This window comes from Nocardioides sp. GCM10030259, from assembly GCF_042666375.1.
Taxonomy (GTDB): Bacteria; Actinomycetota; Actinomycetes; order Propionibacteriales; family Nocardioidaceae; genus Nocardioides.
The window spans coordinates 404,417-417,753 of sequence record NZ_JBHTDF010000008.1 but is presented as its reverse complement, the minus strand read 5'-3'; the positions used below and the strand labels follow the sequence as shown (position 1 = coordinate 417,753).

Genomic DNA, 13,337 nt, shown 5'->3' with positions numbered 1-13,337 from the left:
CCAGAGAGAGAAGAGGAAGAGTCTCATGAGCGGAGCCCAGCGCGGACAGCGCGGTGGCGAGCGCCGGGGCGGGCGGGACGACCGTCGCGGCCAGGGCGCTGACAAGACCGCCTACATCGAGCGTGTCGTCGCGATCAACCGTGTCGCCAAGGTCGTGAAGGGTGGTCGTCGCTTCAGCTTCACCGCCCTCGTGGTCGTCGGTGACGGTGACGGCCTGGTCGGTGTCGGATACGGCAAGGCCAAGGAAGTTCCGGCCGCGATCGCCAAGGGTGTCGAGGAGGCGAAGAAGCACTTCTTCCGCGTCCCCCGCATCCAGGGCACCATCCCGCACCCGGTCCAGGGCGAGAAGGCGGCTGGCGTCGTCATGCTGCGCCCGGCCGCTCCCGGTACCGGTGTGATCGCCGGTGGCCCGGTGCGTGCGGTGCTGGAGTGCGCCGGCATCCACGACATCCTGAGCAAGTCGCTCGGGTCGTCGAACCAGATCAACATCGTCCACGCGACGGTCGAGGCGCTCCGGATGCTCGAGCAGCCGGAGGCCGTGGCGGCCCGCCGCGGCCTGCCGGTCGAGCAGGTCACCCCGGCGGCGCTGCTGAAGGCCCGCGTCGAGGTTCCCGCAGGGGTCTCCGAGGAGGTGTCCTCCTGATGGCACAGCTCAAGGTCCGCCAGGACCGGGGCCTCGTCGGCCTCAAGAGGAACCAGCGCGAGACGCTGCGGACGCTCGGTCTGAAGCGGATCGGCGACGTGGTCGTCAAGGAGGACCGCCCGGAGATCCGCGGCATGGTCCAGACCGTCCGTCACCTCGTGACGGTCGAGGAGGTCGACTGACATGACGCTCAAGCTGCACCACCTGCGTCCTGCCCCCGGCGCCAAGACCGCCAAGACCCGCGTGGGTCGCGGTGAGGCCTCGAAGGGCAAGACCGCGGGCCGCGGTACCAAGGGCACCAAGGCTCGCTACCAGGTCCCGGCCTCCTTCGAGGGTGGCCAGATGCCGATCCACATGCGGCTGCCGAAGCTCAAGGGCTTCAAGAACCCGTTCAAGGTGGACTTCCAGGTCGTCAACCTCGACCGCATCAACGAGCTCTTCCCCGACGGTGGCGCCATCGGCGTCGACGACCTCGTGGCCAAGGGTGCCGTCCGCGACGGACACCCGGTCAAGGTCCTCGGTCAGGGCGAGATCTCCGTGGCCGTCCAGGTGAGCGCCAACGCGTTCTCCGGCTCGGCCAAGGAGAAGATCGAGGCCGCGGGCGGCTCCGCCACCCTGGTCTGACCTCGATTTGACCGACACCAGCGTCCCGGGCGCGGTGTTCCTGTCAGTGGGCAGGAGCACCGCGCCCGACGCGCATTCTGGCCCCGGTGGGGCGCCTGTTAGGCTTCCCCGGGTCCTTGCGAGGCGATCGCAGGGGCCGCTTCACGCTTGGAGAAAGAGGATCCCGTGCTGAGCGCGTTCGCGAACGCTTTCCGGACCCCGGACCTGCGGCGCAAGCTGCTGTTCGTCCTGCTGATCATCGCGGTCTTCCGGCTCGGGTCGCAGATTCCGACGCCCGGCGTCGACGTCGCCAACGTGCGCGCGTGCGTCGAGATCGCGGAGGCGGGCGAGAACGCCGGCCTCTACAGCCTGGTCAACCTGTTCTCCGGTGGAGCGCTGCTCCAGCTGACGATCTTCGCGCTCGGCATCATGCCGTACATCACCGCGAGCATCATCCTGCAGCTGCTGGTCGTGGTGATCCCGCGCCTCGAGGCCCTCAAGAAGGAGGGCCAGGCCGGCCAGACCAAGATCACGCAGTACACGCGCTACCTGACGCTGGGCCTCGCGGTCCTCCAGGCCACCGGCATCGTGGCCCTCGCCCGCTCGGGCAACCTGCTCCAGGGCTGCGACCCCACGACGTACCCGTTGCTCCACGACGACGGCACCGCGACGTTCCTCGTCATGGTCGTCACGATGACGGCCGGCACGGCGGTCATCATGTGGCTCGGCGAGCTGATCACCGAGCGCGGCGTCGGCAACGGCATGTCGCTGCTGATCTTCACCCAGATCATCGCCGGCTTCCCGGCCTCGATGTGGGCCGTCCAGCAGTCCAAGGGCTGGTGGGTCTTCGGCGTCGTGATGGTCATCGGCCTGGTCGTGGTCGCGGCGGTCATCTTCGTCGAGCAGTCGCAGCGCCGGATCCCGGTCCAGTACGCCCGCCGGATGGTCGGTCGCAAGATGTTCGGCGGCAGCTCGACGTACATCCCGCTGAAGGTCAACCAGGCCGGCGTCATCCCGGTCATCTTCGCCTCGTCGCTGCTCTACCTGCCGGCGATGGTCGTGCAGTTCAACCAGAACTCCGACTCGGCGGTCCTGGACTGGGTCAACGCCCACCTGGTCCGCGGAGACCACCCGATCTACATGATCGTCTTCTTCCTGCTGATCATGTTCTTCACCTACTTCTACGTCTCGATCACCTTCAACCCGCAAGAGGTGGCCGACAACATGAAGAAGTACGGCGGCTTCATCCCCGGGATCCGGGCGGGCAAGCCGACCGAGGAGTACCTCTCCTACGTCCTGTCCCGCATCACGCTGCCCGGGGCGCTCTACCTGGGCCTGATCTCGATGATCCCGCTCATCGCGTTCGCCCTGATCGAGGCGAACCAGAACTTCCCCTTCGGCGGCACCAGCATCCTGATCATGGTGGGTGTCGGGCTCGACACGGTGAAGCAGATCGAGAGCCAGCTCCAGCAGCGCAACTACGAAGGGTTCCTTCGCTAAATGAGGCTGATCATCATGGGGCCCCCCGGCGCTGGCAAGGGCACGCAGGCCCGCTTCATCGCCGAGCACTTCAAGATCCCCGCGATCTCGACCGGCGACATCTTCCGCGCCAACGTGTCCGAGGGCACCGAGCTCGGCCTCGAGGCCAAGCGCTACATGGACGCCGGGGAGTACGTCCCCGACGAGGTCACCAACCTCATGGTCCGCAACCGGATCGACGACCCCGACGCCGTCTCCGGCTTCCTCCTCGACGGCTACCCGCGCACGCTCGCGCAGGTCGAGGAGCTGGACGGGATGATCAAGTTCACCGGACACCGGCTCGACGCCGTCGTGTGCCTGACCGTCGACCAGGACGAGATCGTCGCCCGGCTGCTGCAGCGCGCCCAGGTCGAGGGTCGCGCCGACGACACCGAGGACGTCATCCGGCGCCGCCAGGAGGTCTACCTCGAGCAGACCCAGCCCCTGATCGCCGTGTACGGCGAGCGCGGCATCGTGGTCGAGGTCGACGGCATGGGCGAGGTCGAGGACGTCACCACCCGGATCTTCCAGGCGCTGGACGACATCCCGGAGTCTTGAGCGGGGACGCGCCAGCGGACCCGCTGATGGCGGTCGAGCGAGCCGCGCGGCTGAGGCACGAAGCCGCGACCGGCGTGTCGAGACCCAGTGAGAGGTGAGGCAGCGGTGGCGCTTTTCGACCGCGGCGTCGAGATCAAGACGCCGGAGCAGATCGACCGCATGCGCAAGGCCGGCCTCGTGGTCGGCCGGACGCTGGAGCTGCTCCGCGGGCACGTGCGCGCCGGCGTCTCGACCGCCGAGCTCGACGGGATCGCCGAGGACAGCATCCGGTCGGCAGGCGCGACCCCGTCGTTCCTCGGCTACCACGGCTTCCCGGCGTCGATCTGCGCGTCGGTGAACGACGAGGTCGTCCACGGCATCCCGGGCGACCGGGTGCTGGCCGACGGCGACGTCGTGTCGATCGACTGCGGCGCGATCGTCGACGGGTGGCACGGGGACGCGGCGATCACGGTGCCCGTCGGCGAGGTCGGCGCCGACCTCACGGAGCTGATGCGGGTCACCGAGGAGGCGATGTGGCGGGGGATCGCCGCCGCCCACCTCGGCGGCCGGGTCACCGACATCTCGCACGCCGTCGAGCGGCACGTGCGGCGGCAGGGGCGCTACGGCATCGTCGAGGACTACACGGGCCACGGCATCGGCTCCGCGATGCACCAGCCGCCGAACGTCCCCAACTACGGGCGTCCGGGCAAGGGGCCCCGCCTGGTCGAGGGCCTGGCGCTCGCCGTCGAGCCGATGATCACCACGGGGACCAAGGAGACCGACGTCCTCGACGACGACTGGACCGTGGTCACGACCGACGGCAGCCGCGCCGCGCACTTCGAGCACACGTTCACGCTTACCGACACCGGTACATGGGTACTCACGGCACTGGACGGCGGCGAGGCAGCGCTGTCCGCCCTCGGGGTGACTTTCGGGGGACGACCCGGGCTGTGACAGGATGGGCCGCGCAGTGGGGAGTATCCCGTCGCTGCGGGCTCGTCAGCACGAGGTGGCAACGCCTCCGGGCCCGTAGGCCGTCGTTCCGCCGGTGGGAGAGACCTCTGACGATGTCTCGTCCCCGATATGTACGGAGAGTTCGTTGGAGATCACGACCCTCGAGTGGACCATCACGATCGTCGCCACCTGCGCGGTGCTGCTGTTCGACGTCATCGTCATCGCGCGCAACCCCCACGAACCATCGTTCCGCGAGTGCGCGATCGCGCTGAGCGTCTACATCGGCGCCGCGGTCGCCTTCGGCGCCTGGATCTGGGTGTCCCACGGCCACGACATGGGCATCGAGTTCTACACGGGCTGGCTGACCGAGTACTCGTTGTCGATCGACAACCTCTTCGTCTTCATCATCCTGATGGCAGCGTTGCGGGTGCCCCGCGAGTACCAGCAGGAAGCGCTGATGGTCGGCATCATCCTGGCGCTGGTCTTCCGCGGCATCTTCATCGCGCTCGGCTACCAGCTGATCAACAACTTCAGCTGGGTCTTCTACATCTTCGGCGCCTTCCTGGTCTACACGGCGTACGGCCTGGTCAAGAGCTATCGCACCCACGAGGACGAGCACCCGGAGGAGAACCGGATCGTCCGGTTCGCCCAGACCCACCTCAACGTGGGCGACGAGTACCACGGCCTCAAGCTCTGGTACCGCAAGAACGGCGCCCGGGTGGTCTCCCCGATGCTCATCGTGATCATCGCGCTGGGCACCACCGACCTGCTCTTCGCGCTCGACTCGATCCCGGCGATCTTCGGCATCACCCAGGAGCCCTACCTGGTCTTCACCGCGAACGTGTTCGCGCTGATGGGCCTGCGGCAGCTCTACTTCCTGCTCGGCGGACTGCTCAAGCGTCTCGTCTACCTCTCGCTCGGGCTCGCCTTCATCCTCGCGTTCATCGGCGTCAAGCTCGTGCTGCACGCGCTCCACGAGAACGAGCTGCCGTTCATCAACGGCGGCGAGCACGTCGACGTCCCGGACATCTCGTCGCTCTTCAGCCTGGCCGTCATCATCGTGACGCTGGTCGTCACCGGCGTCGCCAGCATCCGAGCCTCGCGGAAGATGTCGGAGGAGGAGATCGAGGAGCGCACGGGCGACCTCGAGACGCCCGAGGCCCGCAAGCCGGAATAGTCCGCGCCGCCGGAGGGGTTCTCCGGTGGTGAGTGAGCGTCGTCCGTCCCTGTCCGTTCTCGACCTGGTGCCGGTGCGCAGCGACCAGGCGACGAGTGACGCGGTGGCCGCCTCGCTGGCCCTGGCGCGGGTCGCCGACCGGCTCGGCTACGAGCGCTACTGGCTCGCGGAGCACCACAACATGCCGGCCGTGGCGGCGACCAACCCGCCGGTGCTGATCGGCCTGGTCGCCGGCGCCACCGAGCGGATCCGGGTCGGGTCGGGCGGCGTCATGCTGCCCAACCACGCACCGCTGGTGGTCGCTGAGCAGTTCGCGCTGCTCGAGGCGGCGTACCCGGGCCGGATCGACCTCGGCATCGGCCGGGCGCCGGGCAGCGACCCCGTCACGTCGTACGCCCTGCGCCACGGCGCCGGGGGAGTGAGCGACGAGGCCGTCACGCGGTTCCCGGAGTACGTCGACAACGTCCTCGCGATGATGGAGCCCGACGGCGTCGGGCTCGGGATCCAGGGCCGCACCTATCCGCTCAAGGCCACCCCTGCGGCGCGGGGCGTGCCGACGATCTGGCTGCTCGGCTCCTCGGACTACTCCGCCCGGCTCGCCGCGGAGAAGGGCATGCCCTACGTGTTCGCCCACCACTTCTCGGGCAGCGGCACCGCCGAGGCGCTCGCGCTCTACCGCGACAGCTTCCGCCCGTCGCCGGAGCTCTCCGAGCCGCGGACCTTCCTGACCGTCAACGCGGTCGTCGCCGACACCGACGACGAGGCGCGCCGGCTGGCGCTGCCACAGCTGCAGGCGATGGTCGCGCTTCGCACTGGCGGCGAGCTGCGGCCCGCACCGCTGGTCGAGGAGGCCGAGAAGGTCGAGCTGCCGCAGGCCCACCTCGACCTGATGGATGCGATGGCGCGCCGGTGGGTGATCGGCGCCCCGGCCGAGGCGCGGGCGCGGATCGAGGAGCTCGCCGCGACGTACGCCGTCGACGAGGTGATGGTGCACCCCGTCGCAGGGGCGTTCACCGGCACCGACCCGCGCACCAGTCCCGCCCGCGAGGCGACCCTGCGGCTCCTCGCCCAGTAGTCGGGGGAGTGAGTCAGAGCTTCTCGGCGAGCGGCCGGAACCGGGCGGCGTCCGCCTCGCGGCCGAGCGTCTCGTAGAGGCGGACCAGCTCCCGCGCGGCCAGGTAGCCGCCGTGGCCGACGGTCGCGCCGGGGAGGTCGGAGTCCCCGAGCGCCAGGCACGTCTGCCAGGCCTGCTCCACCAGCGGCAGGATGTCGTCGCCCAGCTCGGGGTTGGCCATCGCGTGGTGCAGCAGGGCGTGGCCCAGCACGAACTGGAAGTCGGCCGAGTGCTGCCAGGTCTCGAGCTCCCGGAACGACAGGTCGATGGCGTCCTGGGTGCGTTGCGCCAGCACCAGGCTGGCCACGTAGCGGACGACCAGGTGATGCCGCCACGGCGTGGCGTCCGGCCCGTCGGGCCCGGTCATCAGCTGGTCGGCCCGCTCGTACCCCAGGCACGCGGAGGCGTGGCTCGCGGCCTGGTCGTGGTCGCAGGCCAGCTGGAACCACAGATAGGGGTTCTCGGGGTCCTCGACCAACGCGAGCTCCAGCAGCCGCCGGTTGCGGCCGAGCTTCTTCTCGCGCTGCTCGGGCAGGTAGCCGTCGTGGTCGATGCGCACCGCCAGCGGCCGCGGCTCCCCGGCGACCTGTGGTTGCTCGTGGACGCGCCCGACGTAGTAGGCGTCCGCCGGCAGCACCCGGACCTGCGGCAGCAGGCTCACCACGTCGTTGTCGCTCACGCTGGCGATCTCGACGATCCCGCCGAACGACGGGTTCACCTCGCGCAGCGCGCTCAGCGCCTCCGCGCCCGACGCCAGCCACTCGTCGGCGTCGAGCACCAGCCGCCAGTCGCCGGTGCACAGGGCGAGCGCCTCGTTCCGCGCCGTCGCGAAGTCGTCCACCCACGTGAAGTGGTGCACGGTCGCGCCGGCCGCCTCGGCGATGGCGACCGTGTCGTCCAGCGAGCCGGTGTCGACGACCACCATCTCGTCGACGACGTCGCGCACGCTCTCGAGACACCGCCCGATGGAGCGGGCCTCGTCCCGTGCGATCATGGCCAGCGAGATCCGGTACGGCGGGGTGGTGGTCACCGCCGCGATGCTACCGGCGCGACCGCGGTCGACGGATTCGTGTTTTGGCGGCCGTTTTGACTAGACTGGCGTGTCGGCCCAACGTGGGTCTGCTTCGTGGTGCCTCGCGGCTGCCCGGATCACCTGAGTGTTTCGCCTCCGAGCGACTCACCCCTGTGCCCGGGATGAGGTGCCAGAGCGGCTGCACGAGGTCCACCGTCGCGTGCGACGGAGGTTCCCGGGCCACCCGGATCCGGCCCGCCGGACCCGGTGCACGACACGGTAGACAACCGACCAACAGATTGTGGAGGACATGCCGAAGAAAGAAGGCGTGATCGAGATCGAGGGCACCGTCGTGGAGGCCCTTCCCAACGCGATGTTCCGCGTCGAGCTGAGCAACGGGCACAAGGTTCTCGCGCACATCAGCGGCAAGATGCGCCAGCACTACATCCGGATCCTCCCCGAGGACCGCGTGGTGGTGGAGCTCTCGCCGTACGACCTCACCCGGGGTCGGATCGTCTACCGGTACAAGTGAGCGAGCTTGCGAGCTCGCCATTGAACTAGTCAGCCGAATACCGGAAAGGGCTTCCCGTGAAGGTCAAGCCGAGCGTCAAGCCGATCTGTGACAAGTGCAAGGTGATCCGTCGCCACGGCCGCGTCATGGTCATCTGCGAGAACCCGCGCCACAAGCAGCGCCAGGGCTGACAAGCCCACTCGCAGAGCAACAACTGAACAACCACAACGTGATCGCTTAGCCCGCCAGGGCGAACCACCTCCGGAGCAGCAGGCCGGAGCCCGGACAGCTAGAGGCGCCGGGGTGCGACACGACCGAAACCGCTGCGAACGAACAGAAGGACAAGCCACATGGCACGCCTCGTTGGTGTGGACCTCCCGCGCGACAAGCGCATCGAGGTCGCACTCACCTACATCTACGGCATCGGCCGTACCCGCGCCCAGCAGCTCCTGGCCGCCACCGGGGTCAACCCCGACCTGCGCGTCCACCAGCTGGGTGACGAGGAGCTGGTCAAGCTCCGCGACGAGATCGAAGCCAACTTCAAGATCGAGGGTGACCTCCGTCGCGAGGTCCAGGCCGACATCCGGCGCAAGATCGAGATCGGCAGCTACCAGGGTCGCCGTCACCGCCAGGGCCTTCCGGTCCGCGGTCAGCGCACCAAGACCAACGCCCGCACCCGCAAGGGTCCGAAGCGCACGGTTGCCGGCAAGAAGAAGGCGAAGTGATCCGGCGCTGACGCGCTGATCCTCGTCACACACGAGCTTCCAGACCAGAGACCTCAGGAGTTACTGCATGCCTCCCAAGAGCCGCAGCGCGGCCGGCGCCAAGAAGGTGCGCCGCAAGGAGAAGAAGAACGTTGCCGTGGGCGAGGCCCACATCAAGAGCACGTTCAACAACACGATCGTCACGATCACCGACCCGACCGGTGCGGTGATCTCGTGGGCCTCGGCCGGCACCGTCGGCTTCAAGGGCTCCCGCAAGTCCACCCCGTTCGCTGCGCAGATGGCCGCCGAGGCCGCCGGTCGCCGCGCGATGGAGCACGGCATGAAGAAGATCGACGTCTTCGTGAAGGGCCCGGGTTCGGGCCGCGAGACGGCGATCCGGTCCCTGGGTGCGATCGGCCTCGAGGTCGGCACCATCCAGGACGTCACGCCCACGCCCCACAACGGCTGCCGCCCGCCCAAGCGCCGCCGCGTCTGACCGCGCGACCGAGAACAGGAGACTTGTAGAAAATGGCCCGTTACACCGGCCCCATGACCCGGAAGTCGCGCCGTCTCGGCGTCGACCTCGTCGGTGGCGACTCGTCGTTCGAGCGTCGCCCCTACCCGCCCGGCCAGCACGGCCGCGGCCGCATCAAGGAGAGCGAGTACCTCCTCCAGCTCCGCGAGAAGCAGAAGGCGCGCTTCACGTACGGCGTGATGGAGAAGCAGTTCCACAACTACTACACCGAGGCGTCGCGCCGCGCCGGCAAGACCGGTGACAACCTGCTCCAGCTGCTCGAGTGCCGCCTGGACAACGTCGTCTACCGTGCCGGCTTCGCCCGGACCCGTCGCCACGCCCGCCAGCTGGTCGTCCACGGCCACTTCAAGGTGAACGGCAAGAAGGTCGACATCCCGTCGTACCAGATCGCTGCGCACGACGTCATCGACGTCCGCGAGAAGTCGCTCGAGATGACCCCGTTCATCGTGGCTCGTGAGACCCACGGCGAGCGCGTCGTCCCCGCGTGGCTCGAGGCGATCCCGTCGCGGATGCGGATCCTCGTCCACCAGCTCCCGGTCCGGGCCCAAATCGACATCCCGGTCCAGGAGCAGCTCATCGTCGAGTACTACTCGAAGAAGTGACCCCGGCCGGCGCCGCGGAGATCGCAAGCCGCGGCGCCGACCACACCTTCCGTCAACCCTGAAGTTCGGGCCCGTCAAATAGCGGGTGGGCCCGGAAAGGAAAGAACAAGTGCTTATCGCACAGCGCCCCACCCTGTCGGAAGAGACCGTCGACGAGTTCCGTTCGCGGTTCGTGATCGAGCCGCTGGAGCCGGGCTTCGGCTACACGCTCGGCAACTCGCTGCGCCGTACCCTGCTCAGCTCGATCCCCGGTGCCTCGGTCACGAGCATCAAGGTCGACAGCGTCCTCCACGAGTTCTCGACCATCGAGGGCGTCAAGGAGGACGTCACCGAGGTCATCCTCAACCTGAAGGGCCTGGTCGTCTCCTCGGAGCACGACGAGCCCGTCACCATGTACCTGCGCAAGTCGGGTGCCGGTGACGTCACCGCCGCGGACATCGCGCCGCCGGCCGGTGTCGAGGTGCACAACCCCGACCTCAAGATCGCCACCCTGTCCGACAAGGGCAAGCTGGAGATGGAGCTGGTCGTGGAGCGTGGCCGTGGCTACGTCTCGGCCGTGCAGAACAAGGGCGCGGACAACGAGATCGGCCGGATGCCGGTCGACTCGATCTACAGCCCGGTCCTCAAGGTGACCTACAAGGTCGAGGCCACCCGTGTCGAGCAGCGCACCGACTTCGACAAGCTCGTCATCGACGTCGAGACCAAGCCGTCGATCCGTCCCCGCGACGCGATCGCGTCGGCCGGCAAGACGCTGGTCGAGCTCTTCGGCCTGGCCCGTGAGCTGAACGTCGAGGCCGAGGGCATCGACATCGGCCCGTCGCCGGTCGACGAGCAGCTGGCCGCGGACCTCGCCCTCCCAGTCGAGGACCTGCAGCTCACCGTCCGCTCCTACAACTGCCTCAAGCGCGAGGGCATCCACACCGTGGGTGAGCTCATCAGCCGCTCGGAGCAGGACCTGCTCGACATCCGCAACTTCGGTGCGAAGTCGATCGACGAGGTCAAGGCCAAGCTGGTCGAGATGGGCCTGTCCCTCAAGGACAGCGCTCCCGGCTTCGACCCGCACGCCGCGCTCGCGGCGTACGGCGACGACGACGACGACGCTTTTGTCGAGGACGAGCAGTACTGATCCCAAATCGACCGCACGCGCGGTCGTCTACCCCGGTACCTAGTACGGCCGGAGAGAAATGAGAGAGCAATGCCCAAGCCCACCAAGGGTCCCCGCCTCGGCGGCAGCCCGGCCCACCAGCGCCTGATCCTGTCGAACCTGGCCACCCAGCTCTTCGAGCACGGCCGGATCACGACGACCGAGTCGCGCGCCCGTGCGCTGCGTCCGTTCGCCGAGAAGCTGATCACCAAGGCGAAGAAGGGCGACCTGCACAACCGTCGCGAGGTCCTCAAGGTCGTCCGCGACAAGTCGGTCGTGCACGTCCTCTTCACCGAGGTCGCGCCGACCTTCTCGGAGCGCCCGGGCGGCTACACCCGGATCACCAAGGTCGGTCCGCGCAAGGGCGACAACGCCCCCATGGCGGTCATCGAGCTCGTGACCGAGGCCTACAGCCCGAAGCCGGCCACCGCGAAGAAGGCCACCGCGAAGAAGGCCGCCCCGGCCCCCGCCGCGGAGGCTCCGGTCGCGGAGGCTCCGGCCGAGGAGGCCGTGGCGGAGGAGACGGTTGCCGAGGACGCGCTCGTCGCGGACGTGGCCGAGGAGACCGCTGCCGAGGAGGCCGCCGACGAGGCGGCCGCCGAGGAGAGCACCGAGGACGACGAGAAGGCCTGAGCCCGATCGTCACCTGACGCACGAAGGCCCGTCACCCGCGAGGGTGGCGGGCCTTCGTCGTTCCCGGAGGGACTCAGTCGGCGCGGCGCAGGGCGACGGGAGCCGACGGAGCGAGCGGCAGGTGGGGGAGCAGCGTGGCCTGGAAGGCGTGGTAGACGTCGGGCTTGCCGGCCCACACCGTCGCCGTCGGTCGGTTGGCCGGGTCGAGCTCGTGGTGCCAGCTGCCGTGCTCGAGGTCGAGCAGGTACGCGCGCGTGTAGTCCCACCAGGTGTCGGACCAGCGCTCGAACTCCGCCTCACCGGTGCGCCGGTGGAGGGCCGCGGCCGCGCCGATCGCCTCGGCGACGACCCAGTGCATCCGGGTGCGGACGACCGGTGCGCCGTCCCAGTCGACGGTGTAGACGAAGCCGGGCGCGCCGTCGGCCTGCCAGCCGACGCGTACGGCGGTCTCGAACAGGTGGCCGGCGTCGTCGGTGAGCCAGGCAGGCGGATCGGGCAGCGCGGCCTCCAGCTGCAGCAGCAGCCGGGACCACTCGAGCAGGTGGCCGGGGGTGCAGCCGTAGGGGCGGAACGGGTCGTCCGGCCGGTCGCGGTTGTAGTCCGGGAGCGGCTCCCAGCCGGGGGAGTAGTGCTCGGGCAGCAGGTAGTCGTTGCTGCGCGCCGCGCCGTGGATGAGGTGCTCGGCGATGCCCAGCGCGGTCCGGTGCCAGCGTGGGTCCTCGAGCACGTCGCCGACGACCAGCAGCGCTTCGACCATGTGCATGCTCGCGTTGGCGCCGCGGTAGGCCTCCGCGGTGGTGAACGCGCGGTCGTAGCCCTCCACCACCCGCCCGTCGGCGTCGAGGAAGTGCGCGTCGAGCACGCCGGCCGCGTCGGCCAGGAGCGCAGCCGCGCCGGGGACGTCCGCGGCGGTCGCCGATGCCGCGGCGAGGGCGACGAACGAGTGCGGGTAGGCGCTCTTCGCCGGGTCCGCGGGCGCGCGCCCGTCGGGGTCGAGCGCGTCGTACCAGCCTCCGTGCTCCGGGTCGCGGTGCGCCTCGGCGAGGGCGCGCACACCGTGCTCGGCCAGGTCGGCCGCGCCCGCGACGTCGAGCTGCGTGGCGAGCGACCAGATGTAGGTCATCCGGGCCGCGAGCCAGGTCGGGCGGTCGGCGCCGGGCGTCGGCCGGCCGCGGTCGTCGAGCCAGCCGAAGCCGCCGTCGACGCGAGCGGCCCGGGCGAACTCCAGCAGCCGCCGCCCCTCGGGCGTCAGGGCGTCGGCGCTCATGCGGGCACCGACCAGGTCTGCTCGACGAGGTGGACCGCCTCGGGGAGCGTGAGGCCGAGCCGTCGGGCGGCTCCGACGTACGCCGTGGCCGCGTCGTGCGCGTCGGTCCCGGTGCCGGCCGTGCTGGCCGCGACGAACGTGCCGCGCCGTCCCTCGGTGGCGATCACGCCGTCGGTCTCCAGGGCGCGGTAGGCCTTCGCCACGGTGTTGGCGGCGAGACCGAGGTCGGCGGCGAGCGCACGGACCGTCGGTAGCCGGGTGCCGGCGGGCAGGTCGCCGGCCGCGGCGCGCGAGGCGACCTGCGCCCGCAGCTGCTCGAACGGTGGGACGGACGACGTCGCGTCGAGCGGATGGACGACCGGTTCGGACATGCGTGCATGGTA

Annotated in this window: 18 protein-coding genes; 15 read left to right on the top strand and 3 right to left on the bottom strand. The window is 69.5% G+C overall.

The window, feature by feature from the left end; all coding sequences use genetic code 11:
* Positions 1-25: 25 nt before the first annotated feature.
* The 8 genes from rpsE to ACFQQI_RS10615 all read left to right on the top strand — a co-directional run bounded on the left by rpsE (position 26) and on the right by ACFQQI_RS10615 (position 6,507).
* Positions 26-643 carry a 30S ribosomal protein S5 gene (rpsE, locus tag ACFQQI_RS10650; protein WP_378562105.1) on the top strand — a complete coding sequence of 206 codons (618 nt, stop codon included), beginning with the start codon at positions 26-28 and terminating at the stop codon, positions 641-643.
* A complete protein-coding gene (rpmD, locus tag ACFQQI_RS10645; RefSeq protein ID WP_378562101.1) occupies positions 643-825 on the top strand; it encodes a 50S ribosomal protein L30 in 183 nt (60 codons plus the stop codon). Before rpsE ends, rpmD begins: the two co-directional genes overlap by 1 nt.
* Before the next feature lies 1 nt (position 826).
* On the top strand, positions 827-1,267 hold the full coding sequence (gene rplO, locus ACFQQI_RS10640; protein WP_378562098.1) for a 50S ribosomal protein L15: 441 nt from the start codon (positions 827-829) through the stop codon (positions 1,265-1,267).
* Positions 1,268-1,432: 165 nt separating this feature from the next.
* The gene (gene secY, locus ACFQQI_RS10635; RefSeq protein WP_378562095.1) at positions 1,433-2,746 is read left to right on the top strand and encodes a preprotein translocase subunit SecY; all 1,314 of its coding nucleotides are present in this window, start codon (positions 1,433-1,435) and stop codon (positions 2,744-2,746) included.
* Positions 2,747-3,322: an adenylate kinase gene (locus ACFQQI_RS10630; protein WP_378562093.1), complete on the top strand. Its 576-nt coding sequence runs from the start codon at positions 2,747-2,749 to the stop codon at positions 3,320-3,322. It abuts the gene before it with no gap.
* A 105-nt stretch (positions 3,323-3,427) separates the two neighbouring features.
* Positions 3,428-4,255 carry a type I methionyl aminopeptidase gene (gene map, locus ACFQQI_RS10625; protein WP_378562090.1) on the top strand — a complete coding sequence of 276 codons (828 nt, stop codon included), beginning with the start codon at positions 3,428-3,430 and terminating at the stop codon, positions 4,253-4,255.
* A 145-nt stretch (positions 4,256-4,400) separates the two neighbouring features.
* Positions 4,401-5,432, top strand: coding sequence for a TerC family protein (locus ACFQQI_RS10620; RefSeq protein WP_378562087.1), 1,032 nt, complete (start codon positions 4,401-4,403; stop codon positions 5,430-5,432).
* Between the two features lie 28 nt (positions 5,433-5,460).
* A complete protein-coding gene (locus tag ACFQQI_RS10615; protein WP_378562085.1) occupies positions 5,461-6,507 on the top strand; it encodes an LLM class flavin-dependent oxidoreductase in 1,047 nt (348 codons plus the stop codon).
* Between the two features lie 13 nt (positions 6,508-6,520).
* On the opposite strand, the gene ACFQQI_RS10610 is transcribed toward ACFQQI_RS10615, so the two are convergent.
* Positions 6,521-7,576: a glycosyltransferase family 2 protein gene (locus tag ACFQQI_RS10610; RefSeq protein ID WP_378562083.1), complete on the bottom strand. Its 1,056-nt coding sequence runs from the start codon at positions 7,574-7,576 to the stop codon at positions 6,521-6,523.
* Positions 7,577-7,868: 292 nt separating this feature from the next.
* Here ACFQQI_RS10610 and infA point away from each other — a divergent pair, with 292 nt between their 5' ends.
* From infA to rplQ, 7 genes are all read left to right on the top strand, one after another.
* Positions 7,869-8,090 (top strand): translation initiation factor IF-1, encoded by a 222-nt coding sequence (infA, locus tag ACFQQI_RS10605; RefSeq protein WP_011757309.1) that lies wholly within the window; start codon positions 7,869-7,871, stop codon positions 8,088-8,090.
* A 56-nt stretch (positions 8,091-8,146) separates the two neighbouring features.
* On the top strand, positions 8,147-8,260 hold the full coding sequence (gene rpmJ, locus ACFQQI_RS10600) for a 50S ribosomal protein L36 (protein ID WP_011757308.1): 114 nt from the start codon (positions 8,147-8,149) through the stop codon (positions 8,258-8,260).
* A 159-nt stretch (positions 8,261-8,419) separates the two neighbouring features.
* A complete protein-coding gene (rpsM, locus tag ACFQQI_RS10595; RefSeq protein WP_157341721.1) occupies positions 8,420-8,794 on the top strand; it encodes a 30S ribosomal protein S13 in 375 nt (124 codons plus the stop codon).
* Between the two features lie 67 nt (positions 8,795-8,861).
* Positions 8,862-9,269 (top strand): 30S ribosomal protein S11, encoded by a 408-nt coding sequence (gene rpsK / locus ACFQQI_RS10590; protein WP_157341719.1) that lies wholly within the window; start codon positions 8,862-8,864, stop codon positions 9,267-9,269.
* A gap of 32 nt (positions 9,270-9,301) precedes the next feature.
* Complete coding sequence (rpsD, locus tag ACFQQI_RS10585) at positions 9,302-9,910, top strand: 30S ribosomal protein S4 (RefSeq protein ID WP_378562077.1); 609 nt, start codon at positions 9,302-9,304, stop codon at positions 9,908-9,910.
* A gap of 109 nt (positions 9,911-10,019) precedes the next feature.
* The gene (locus ACFQQI_RS10580) at positions 10,020-11,036 is read left to right on the top strand and encodes a DNA-directed RNA polymerase subunit alpha (RefSeq protein ID WP_378562074.1); all 1,017 of its coding nucleotides are present in this window, start codon (positions 10,020-10,022) and stop codon (positions 11,034-11,036) included.
* Positions 11,037-11,105: 69 nt separating this feature from the next.
* On the top strand, positions 11,106-11,687 hold the full coding sequence (gene rplQ, locus ACFQQI_RS10575) for a 50S ribosomal protein L17 (protein ID WP_378562071.1): 582 nt from the start codon (positions 11,106-11,108) through the stop codon (positions 11,685-11,687).
* Positions 11,688-11,760: 73 nt separating this feature from the next.
* Here rplQ and ACFQQI_RS10570 read toward each other — a convergent pair whose 3' ends face one another.
* Positions 11,761-12,954 (bottom strand): AGE family epimerase/isomerase, encoded by a 1,194-nt coding sequence (locus tag ACFQQI_RS10570; protein ID WP_378562068.1) that lies wholly within the window; start codon positions 12,952-12,954, stop codon positions 11,761-11,763.
* A complete protein-coding gene (locus ACFQQI_RS10565) occupies positions 12,951-13,325 on the bottom strand; it encodes a GntR family transcriptional regulator (RefSeq protein ID WP_378562066.1) in 375 nt (124 codons plus the stop codon). The genes ACFQQI_RS10570 and ACFQQI_RS10565 overlap by 4 nt, the downstream gene beginning before the upstream one ends.
* Positions 13,326-13,337: the final 12 nt, after the last annotated feature.

Excerpts from the sequence above, each read along its gene's own strand:
- rpsE (WP_378562105.1), top strand. The coding sequence starts at position 26 with ATGAGCGGAGCCCAGCGCGGACAGCGCGGTGGCGAGCGCCGGGGCGGG.
- rpmD (WP_378562101.1), top strand. The coding sequence starts at position 643 with ATGGCACAGCTCAAGGTCCGCCAGGACCGGGGCCTCGTCGGCCTCAAG.
- rplO (WP_378562098.1), top strand. The coding sequence starts at position 827 with ATGACGCTCAAGCTGCACCACCTGCGTCCTGCCCCCGGCGCCAAGACC.
- ACFQQI_RS10630 (WP_378562093.1), top strand. The coding sequence starts at position 2,747 with ATGAGGCTGATCATCATGGGGCCCCCCGGCGCTGGCAAGGGCACGCAG.
- infA (WP_011757309.1), top strand. The coding sequence starts at position 7,869 with ATGCCGAAGAAAGAAGGCGTGATCGAGATCGAGGGCACCGTCGTGGAG.
- rpsM (WP_157341721.1), top strand. The coding sequence starts at position 8,420 with ATGGCACGCCTCGTTGGTGTGGACCTCCCGCGCGACAAGCGCATCGAG.
- rpsK (WP_157341719.1), top strand. The coding sequence starts at position 8,862 with ATGCCTCCCAAGAGCCGCAGCGCGGCCGGCGCCAAGAAGGTGCGCCGC.
- rpsD (WP_378562077.1), top strand. The coding sequence starts at position 9,302 with ATGGCCCGTTACACCGGCCCCATGACCCGGAAGTCGCGCCGTCTCGGC.
- rplQ (WP_378562071.1), top strand. The coding sequence starts at position 11,106 with ATGCCCAAGCCCACCAAGGGTCCCCGCCTCGGCGGCAGCCCGGCCCAC.
- ACFQQI_RS10570 (WP_378562068.1), bottom strand. The coding sequence starts at position 12,954 with ATGAGCGCCGACGCCCTGACGCCCGAGGGGCGGCGGCTGCTGGAGTTC.
- ACFQQI_RS10565 (WP_378562066.1), bottom strand. The coding sequence starts at position 13,325 with ATGTCCGAACCGGTCGTCCATCCGCTCGACGCGACGTCGTCCGTCCCA.